Here is a 10,000-nt window from a genome sequence, read left to right on the forward strand (position 1 = left end):
ATGAAAAACATAATTCAAGATAAATGGGATGTTATTTTACAGGCTCTAAAAAATGAACATGACATTTCAGACGTCTCATTTAGAACATGGTTACTACCATTAGAAGTATATGATGTAAAGGATAATTTAATTACAATATTAATAAATGATAAGCAAATAGGTTCCGATAGTATAAATTTTATTAGAAGAAAGTACGGATTACCTCTAAAAGTAGCAATAGAGGAAGTAACTAATAAAAATTATGAGATTGAATTTATATTAGGAAGCAAAGCAGAGAAACTTCATAAAGAAGATAGTAATACAACATCCTCCAATCATAATAATACAAATACCGCATTAACCCCAACTAATGCTTATCCTTTTCTAAATCCTAGATATACTTTTGATACTTTTGTAGTTGGTGCGAATAATAATCTTGCACATGCTGCTTCTTTAGCTGTTGCAGAATCCCCTGCGGAAGTATATAACCCTCTCTTTATTTATGGTGGTGTAGGACTTGGTAAAACTCATCTTATGCATTCCATTGCACATTTTATTCTGAAGAATAATCCAAAAGCAAAGGTATTATATGTGACTAGCGAGAAATTTACCAACGAGTTAATTGAATCTATTCGTAATGAAAACTCTAACCCATCTCAATTTCGAGAAAAGTACCGTAATATAGATGTATTATTAATCGATGATATACAATTTATTATAGGAAAGGAAAGTACCCAACAGGAATTCTTCCATACCTTTAATACGCTGCATGAATCAAAGAAACAAATTATTATTTCTTCAGATAAGCCGCCTAAAGATATTGAAACACTTGAGGAACGTTTAAGATCTCGTTTTGAGTGGGGACTTACAGTTGATATTCAATCACCAGATTATGAAACTAGAATGGCTATCTTAAAGAAAAAAGAAGAGTTGGACGGGCTTCATATTGATAATGAAGTAATGAAATACATTGCTACTAATATTAAATCAAATATTAGAGAGTTAGAGGGCGCACTTACTAAAATTGATGCCTATTCTAAATTAGAAAAAAAGGAAATTACAGTAGAATTAGCTACTCAAGCATTAAAAGACTTAATATCACCAAACGATAAGAAAGAGATTACTGCTGATTTTATAGCACAAATAGTGTCCGAGCATTTTAATGTTACTCAAGCAGAAATGCTTTCTTCTAAGAAAAGTAGAAATATTGCTTATCCTAGACAAATTACAATGTACCTATGTAGAAAAATGACTGAATTATCATTAACTGATATAGGTAAGAAGCTAGGTAATCGTGATCACACAACAGTTTTACATGGTATCGATAAAGTTACTAAAGATTTAGAAAAGGATCAAACACTTCAGAATGCTATTGAGGTTTTAACTAAAAAGATTAATCCGCAATAGTTATATCTAATATTAATATACTTATAACCGTTTTTAATCTACTCACATAGCAGTGTTGATATTCTGTTATTTAGCTGTTAATACTTTCTTGATAACTTTTATGGTTAAAATTTATACAACAAAATAAACAATTTCCGTAATTCTTGTACACATAGTTATCATTAGTCTGAAGGTGTTTATTTATCTGCCTTCAGACTGCTTATCAACAAATTCACATCCCCTATTACTATTACGACTAAAATATTTATTATATATATATACAAATGCCTCGAAGGGAGTTATACACAATTATGAGAATAGTCTGTCCAAAAGTTGACCTATTAAATGGTGTCAATATAGTTCTAAAAGCTGTACCAGCAAAAACTACAATGCCAATACTTGAGTGTATTGTTATTAATGCAAGCAATAATAATATTAAATTAACTGCTAATGATATGGAACTTGGTATTGAGACAATTGTTAAAGGTGATATTTCTGAAGCTGGAGTTATAGCCATTAATGCTAAAATATTTTCTGAAATAATTAGAAAGTTACCAGACAATGATGTTATAATTGAAACAGATAGCAATTACAAATCAACTATTGTATGCGAAAAAGCTAAATTTAATATATCAGGAAAATCTGCAGATGAATTTCCTAATTTGCCAACTATTGAAAAAGGAAATCCATTAATTTTATCACAGTTCACACTGAAGGAGCTTATAAGGCAAACTGTATTCTCTATATCTGATAATGAAAATAATAAAATAATGACTGGAGAATTATTTGAAGTTACAGGCGATGAGCTGAAGGTAGTATCATTAGATGGACATAGAATTTCTATTCGTAAAATTAAACTAAAAGATCAATATGACGATATAAAAGTTATAGTTCCTGGTAAAACATTAAATGAGATAAGTAAAATATTATCTGGAGAAATGGACGATGAGGTTAGAGTTTATATCACAGATAAACATATCGTATATGAATTTAATAATACAATCGTACTTTCACGATTAATTGAAGGCGAATATTATAAAATAAGTCAAATGTTATCAAATGATTATGAAACAAAAGTATCAATAAATAAAAAAGAACTTTTAAGTTGTATTGACCGTGCTACGTTATTGGTTAAAGAATCAGATAAAAAGCCTATTATATTAAATGTCTTAGATAATACTATAGAGTTAAAAATCAATTCAAGTATTGGATCTATGAACGAAGAGATTGACATCCGCAAAGAAGGAAAAGAAATATTAATTGGATTTAATCCAAAATTTTTGATAGATGCACTTAGAGTTATTGATGACGAAGAAATAGATATTTATCTATTTAACCCAAAAGCTCCATGCTTTATTAAAGATAAAGATGAAAATTACATTTACCTTATTTTACCTGTTAACATTAATGCTAGCGCAAGCTAAAAAAATTATAAATACCTAACTGATAATAACAAATAGTTAAGCGTAAAATTTAATAAATTATTATATCATCATAGTTTATTTATACAATGTTTTAGAAAGTAATAATATTTTCTAATTTAATATAATTTTAGGGCATATTTTTATATTGCCCTACTTCGAAAGGTATGGAATGGAAATGGAAATAATAAAATTAAGAGATGATTACATTAAATTAGGGCAAGCATTAAAAGCAGCATCTCTAGTGTCATCTGGTGTTGAAGCAAAAATTGTAATTCAAGATGGTTTAGTTAAAGTAAATCATGATGTTGAATATCAAAGAGGCAAAAAATTATATGATGGCGATATAGTTGATTATAATGGAGAACAAATAAAAATTGTAAAGTAATGGTGTTAAAATGCTAATTAAGACTCTAGAATTAAGCAATTTTAGAAACTACGAACATCTATCTATGGATTTTAGTAGTGGTACCAATATTCTATATGGAGATAATGCTCAGGGTAAAACTAATATTTTAGAAGCTGTGTACTTATGCGGGACAACAAAATCTCATAGAGGAAGTAAAGATAGAGAAATTATAAAACTAGACGAAGATGAATCTCATATTCGTCTAGTTTTAGAAAGAAACAATATATGTCATAAAATTGATATGCATTTAAAAAAGAATAAGCCCAAAGGCGTTGCTATAGATGGAATACCAATTAAGAAATCAAGTGAATTATTTGGTATTGTTAATTTTGTCTTTTTTTCTCCAGAGGACTTAAGTATTATAAAAAATGGTCCGAGTGAGCGAAGAAGGTTCATTGATCTGGAGCTATGTCAGTTAGATAAGATGTATTTTCATAACTTGGTAAATTACAACAAAATTGTGAATCAAAGGAACAATTTGTTAAAGCAAATAAGTTTTAACAAGAATTTATTGGATACACTTAGTATATGGGATGAACAATTACTAGATTATGGAATCAAAATTATAACATCAAGAGAAAAATTTATAGAGAATATTAATGCTATAATTTATGATATACATAAGAAATTATCAGGAAATAAAGAAGAGCTTATCATTAAGTATGAACCAAATGTATTGATTGATCACTTCAGAGATAAATTAGAAAAATCAAGGGAAAGAGATATTTCTAATAAAATTACAAATGTAGGTCCTCATCGAGATGATATTAGCTTTCTAATAAAAGATATTGATATACGAAGATTTGGTTCCCAAGGTCAACAAAGAACATCAGCTTTGTCTCTTAAACTAGCTGAAATTGAGTTAGTTAAAACAATTATAAAAGATAAACCTGTTCTTTTATTGGACGATGTATTGTCGGAACTTGATAGAAATAGACAAAATTATCTATTGAATAGCATAAATGATATACAGACCTTGATTACTTGTACAGGACTAGAAGAGTTTATAAATAATCGGTTTGAAATTGACAAGGTTTACAGAGTTGTTGAAGGAACAGTAACTAGTGGGTAAGAACCCAATCTTAAACTAGGAATATTTAATAGATTACTATATGCAAGTAAATAGGTTTTAGATAGATGAAGAGTAACAATTGTAGTTATTTAATAACAGGAGGATATTTATGAGTGCAGAATACGGTGCAGACCAGATTCAAATATTAGAAGGCTTAGAAGCTGTAAGAAAAAGACCAGGTATGTATATTGGTAGCACTTCAGCTAAAGGACTACATCATTTAGTTTATGAAATTGTAGACAATGCTGTAGATGAAGCGCTAGCAGGAGTTTGTAATACGATTGAAGTAACAATCAACAAAGGGGATTCTATTACAGTTAAAGATAATGGACGTGGAATTCCAGTTGGTATTCATCCTAAAAAAGGAATTCCAGCGGTTGAGGTGATTTTTACTATACTTCATGCAGGTGGTAAATTTGGCGGCGGAGGATACAAAGTATCTGGTGGTCTTCATGGTGTTGGTGCATCTGTTGTTAATGCCCTATCTGAGTGGCTAGAAGTTGTTATTCATTTAGAAGGAAAGATGTATAAGCAACGTTATGAAAGAGGTAAAGTTATGTATCCTCTGAAGGTAATTGGAGATACAGATAAAACTGGTAGTGAAGTTAGTTTCTTACCTGATAAAACAATATTTGAAGAAACAATTTATGATTATGATGTTTTAAAACAAAGACTAAGAGAAATGGCTTTCTTAACAAAAGGTCTAAAAATTATCTTAATTGATGATAGAGAAGAAAAACAAAAGGTTAATGAATTTCATTATGAAGGTGGTATTAAGGAATATGTTGCTTACCTGAATAAGAATAAAGACCCTTTATATGAATCTATCATTTATTGCGAAGGAAATAAAGATGATGTAAGTGTGGAAGTTGCTCTTCAGCATAATGATTCCTACACAGAAAACTGTTATAGCTTTGTAAATAACATTACCACGCCTGAAGGAGGAACACATTTAGCTGGTTTTAAAAATGCATTGACTAAAACTTTTAATGATTATGCAAGAAAGCAAAAATTATTAAAGGAAAATGAAGTTAATCTAAGTGGTGAAGATATTCGAGAAGGACTTACAGCGATCATAAGTATTAAAATTCCTGAACCACAATTTGAAGGACAAACGAAACAAAAATTAGGAAATAGCGAAGCAAGAGGAGCTGTAGATGGTGTTGTTAGTGAACAACTAACATACTTTTTAGAGCAAAACCCTAATATAGCCAAGATGATATGTGAGAAAGCAATCTTAGCACAAAGGGCTAGAGATGCTGCCAGAAAGGCAAGAGACTTAACAAGAAGAAAAACTGCATTAGAAGGTATGAGTTTACCAGGAAAACTTGCAGACTGTTCTGACAAAGATCCCAAAAATTGTGAGATTTATATAGTTGAGGGAGATTCAGCAGGTGGGTCAGCTAAAACTGCAAGATCCAGAGCTACTCAAGCAATCCTTCCACTAAGAGGTAAGATTCTTAATGTAGAAAAATCTAGATTAGATAAAATATTAGTTAACAACGAAATTAAAGCAATGATAACAGCTTTTGGTACTGGAATATCAGATGATTTTGACATATCAAAATTAAGATATCATAAGATTATTATTATGACAGATGCCGATGTCGACGGTGCTCACATTAGTACTTTGTTACTTACTTTTCTTTACCGATTTATGCCAGAACTAATTCGTCAAGGATATGTTTACCTAGCTCAACCACCACTTTTTAAGGTAGAGAAGGGAAAAATGATACGTTATGCATACAGTGACGAAGAATTAAATAATATTTTGCTTGAAGTCGGAAGAGATAATAATAACAAAATTCAACGTTATAAAGGTCTTGGAGAAATGGATGCAGAGCAGTTATGGGAAACAACTATGGATCCAGAACGACGAGTGTTATTAAAGGTGACCATAGATGAAGAAGAATCTTCAGAAATTGATTTAACATTTACCACATTAATGGGTGATAAAGTTGAACCAAGACGTGAATTTATAGAGGCAAATGCAAAATATGTTAAAAATTTAGATGTTTAATCATATTATAACGAATTATTTATAGTATTTTAGTTCTAATTTGAAAAAGTAGTATGACTTATTGAGATACAAAATGGAGGAAAATAAATGGACGAGAATAATATCTTTGACAAGGTCCACGAAGTTGATCTGAAGAAGACAATGGAAACCTCTTATATTGAGTATGCAATGTCAGTAATAGCGGCACGTGCATTACCAGATGTAAGAGATGGTTTAAAACCAGTACAAAGAAGAATATTATATGCAATGATAGAACTTAATAACGGTCCGGATAAACCACATCGTAAATGTGCCCGTATCGTTGGTGATACAATGGGTAAATACCATCCACATGGTGATAGTTCTATTTATGGTGCATTAGTTAACTTGGCACAGGAATGGTCTACTAGATATCCATTGGTAGATGGACATGGTAATTTTGGATCGGTTGATGGTGATGGTGCAGCAGCAATGCGTTACACTGAAGCAAGGTTAAGTAAAATCTCTATGGAGATGTTATCTGACATTAATAAAAACACTGTTAATTTTGATCCTAACTTTGATGAAACAGAAAAAGAACCTGTAGTATTACCATCTAGATTCCCTAATTTATTAATTAATGGTACATCAGGAATTGCGGTAGGTATGGCGACAAATATACCACCTCACAATCTTAATGAAATAATTAATGCTGTTGTTAAAATTATTGATAATAACATTATTGAAGATAGAGAAACAGAGATAGAAGAATTACTTCAAATAGTAAAAGGACCTGATTTCCCAACAGGAGCAACTATTTTAGGTACAAGAGGGATTGATGAAGCATATCGAACTGGTAGAGGTAAGATTAGAGTTCGTGCTGTTACTGATATTGAGCCAATGGCAAATGGAAAGTCTCGTATTGTTGTAACTGAGCTCCCATATCTTGTTAACAAAGCAAGATTGATTGAAAAAATTGCGGAACTTGTTCGTGATAAGAAAATAGATGGAATTACAGAATTAAGAGATGAATCTGATAGAAGCGGTATGAGGGTATGTATTGAACTTAGAAGAGATGCTAATGCGAATGTTATTCTAAATCAATTATATAAGCATACTCAACTACAAGATACCTTTGGTGTTATAATGTTAGCACTTGTAAATAATGAACCTAAAGTATTAAATTTACACCAGATGTTAGGTTATTACTTAGAGCATCAAAAAGAAGTTGTAACAAGAAGAACACAATATGATTTAAACAAAGCAGAAGAAAGAGCACATATCTTACAAGGATTAATGATTGCTCTTGATAATATTGATGAAGTAATAAGTATTATACGTTCATCAAGTAATGTAGGTGTTGCGAAAGAACGATTAATAGAGAAATTCTCATTAACTGACGTTCAAGCTCAAGCAATCGTTGACATGAGACTTCGTGCATTAACAGGTTTAGAGCGAGAAAAGTTAGAAAATGAATACAAAGAGTTAATGGCAAGAATTGAAGAATATAAAGCAATTCTTTCTGATGAGAAGAAATTATTGTCCGTAATCAAGGAAGAGATTATAGTGATTCGTGATAAATATGGTGATGAAAGAAGAACATCAATTGGATTTGATGAATTTGATATTTCAATGGAAGATCTAATTCCTAATGAAAACACAGTGATTGCAATGACAAAACTTGGCTACATAAAACGTATGACAGTAGACAATTTTAAAAGTCAGCATCGCGGTGGAAAAGGAATAAAAGGTATGCAGACGATTGATGAAGATTTTATTGAAGATCTTTTAATGACTACGACTCATCACTATATCATGTTCTTTACCAATAAAGGCCGTGCATACCGATTAAAAGCATATGAGATTCCTGAATCCAGTAGAACAGCTAGGGGTACAGCCATAGTTAATTTACTACAGCTTCTTCCAGAGGAACGAATTACTGCTATTATTCCATTAAAAGAGTACAAAGATAATCGTTTCTTGTTTATGGCAACAAAAAAAGGAATTGTTAAGAAAACTCCTATAAAAGAATATGAAAACATTAGAAAATCTGGAATTCAAGCGATAAACTTAAGAGAAGACGATGATTTAATTGAAGTTAAATCAACAAATGATCAAAAAGATATTGTACTTGTAACAAAGTTAGGTCAGTGTATTCGATTTAACGAAAAGGATGTAAGACCAACAGGTAGAACATCCATGGGTGTTATTGGGATGAATTTAACTGATGATGATGAAATTGTTGGAATGCAGCTTAATACACAAGGAAGCTTTCTTTTAATAGTATCTGAAAATGGTATGGGTAAGACAACAGATATAGAAGAGTTTACGGTCCAAAGAAGAGGTGGAAAAGGCGTTAAGTGCTATAAGATTACTGAAAAAACAGGAAATGTAGTAGGTGTAAAGGCAGTTAATAAAAACAATGAAATAATGATAATAACGACGGAAGGAATTCTTATTCGCTTGCAAATTGATGGAATATCAACATTAGGAAGAATAACTTCTGGAGTTAGATTAATCAATATGGATTTAGATAATGATATAACAGTTGCAAGTATTGCAAAAGTAAGAGAAAGTGAAAATACATCTGAAGAAGTAATAAAACAACTGGAATTAGAACTAGAAGAAGAAAATATTGAAAAATAATTAATGGAACTGTTGCAAAACATCAAATCATAAATTATTGTATTAATAACAATGATGCAAAAATTATGAAAAGAATTTTGCAACAGTTTTTAAATATAAAAATTACATCATAATGCGATAGTAAATATTGTAATAATAATAAGTTAAAAGGTAATAGGGAGATAATAAGAAAAATAACTGGTTAAAAATAGAATGAAATAAGAAAAAATAGTAGTTAAAAAGTAAATACAAACTTAAATTAGAAATTAGAGTTTGAGTAAAAATATGCATGTATGTATTTTATTAAATAATAAAAGGAGAACAACTATGCGAATTATTTCATCAAGTGAGATTACAAAAGCAGTAAAAGAAATGTGCATAGAAGCCAATTATCAGTTGTCAACGGATATGGAAGAGAGGTTGAAAAGCGTATGTAACATAGAAAAAGCTGAATTAGGGAAAAAAATATTGAGCGAATTAATGGAAAACCTTAAAATTGCAAAAGAAGAACAAGTGCCAATATGTCAAGATACAGGAATGGCTATTGTATTTATTAAAATAGGGCAAAATGTGCATGTATCGGGAGAGAGTATTCAAGAGGCTATTAATAAAGGAATAAGACAAGGATATGAAGAGGGCTACTTAAGAAAATCAATTGTATCAGATCCATTAATTAGAGAAAATACAAAGGATAATACTCCGGGAATTATCCATTACGATATTGTAGAAGGTGAAAATATAGAAATAATAGTGGCACCTAAAGGATTTGGATCAGAAAATATGAGTAAAATATATATGCTAAAACCAGCAGATGGAGTTGAGGGTGTAAAAAATGCAGTGCTTGAAACTGTTCAAAATGCAGGACCTAATGCATGTCCACCAATTGTAGTCGGAGTTGGAATAGGTGGGGATTTTGAAAAGTGCGCAATACTTGCTAAAAAAGCATTAACAAGAAATGTTGATACTCACTCTGAGATTGCTTATATTAAGGAATTAGAAATAGAGTTATTAGAAGAAATAAATAAATTAGGAATAGGGCCAGCTGGCTTAGGTGGAAGTGTTACTGCTCTAGGAATAAATATTGAAACGTATCCCACACATATTGCAGGTCTACCAGTGGCAATAAATAT

At 30.7% G+C, this 10,000-nt stretch carries 7 protein-coding genes (1 of these 7 cut by a window edge); all 7 read left to right on the forward strand.

Annotation, left to right across the window (positions count from 1 at the left end; translation table 11 throughout):
- Entirely contained in the window at window positions 1-1,386 is a 1,386-nt protein-coding gene (gene dnaA, locus bsdtb5_RS00005; RefSeq protein WP_271714020.1) for a chromosomal replication initiator protein DnaA, read from the forward strand.
- A gap of 290 nt (window positions 1,387-1,676) precedes the next feature.
- Window positions 1,677-2,789: a DNA polymerase III subunit beta gene (gene dnaN, locus bsdtb5_RS00010; protein ID WP_271714021.1), complete on the forward strand. Its 1,113-nt coding sequence runs from the start codon at window positions 1,677-1,679 to the stop codon at window positions 2,787-2,789.
- A 175-nt stretch (window positions 2,790-2,964) separates the two neighbouring features.
- Window positions 2,965-3,174 carry an RNA-binding S4 domain-containing protein gene (locus bsdtb5_RS00015; RefSeq protein ID WP_271716167.1) on the forward strand — a complete coding sequence of 70 codons (210 nt, stop codon included), beginning with the start codon at window positions 2,965-2,967 and terminating at the stop codon, window positions 3,172-3,174.
- 10 nt (window positions 3,175-3,184) lie between these two features.
- The gene (gene recF, locus bsdtb5_RS00020) at window positions 3,185-4,267 is read left to right on the forward strand and encodes a DNA replication/repair protein RecF (RefSeq protein WP_271714022.1); all 1,083 of its coding nucleotides are present in this window, start codon (window positions 3,185-3,187) and stop codon (window positions 4,265-4,267) included.
- A 109-nt stretch (window positions 4,268-4,376) separates the two neighbouring features.
- Complete coding sequence (gyrB, locus tag bsdtb5_RS00025) at window positions 4,377-6,287, forward strand: DNA topoisomerase (ATP-hydrolyzing) subunit B (protein WP_271714023.1); 1,911 nt, start codon at window positions 4,377-4,379, stop codon at window positions 6,285-6,287.
- Window positions 6,288-6,374: 87 nt separating this feature from the next.
- Window positions 6,375-8,891: a DNA gyrase subunit A gene (gyrA, locus tag bsdtb5_RS00030; protein ID WP_271714024.1), complete on the forward strand. Its 2,517-nt coding sequence runs from the start codon at window positions 6,375-6,377 to the stop codon at window positions 8,889-8,891.
- 306 nt (window positions 8,892-9,197) lie between these two features.
- Window positions 9,198-10,000, forward strand: partial view of a fumarate hydratase gene (locus bsdtb5_RS00035; RefSeq protein ID WP_271714025.1) — the 5' portion only. It continues 40 nt past the right edge of the window; the window shows 803 of its 843 coding nt (coding positions 1-803); it begins with the start codon at window positions 9,198-9,200; its stop codon lies beyond the right edge, outside the window.

This window comes from Anaeromicropila herbilytica, assembly GCF_016591975.1.
Taxonomy (GTDB): Bacteria; Bacillota; Clostridia; order Lachnospirales; family Lachnospiraceae; genus Anaeromicropila; species Anaeromicropila herbilytica.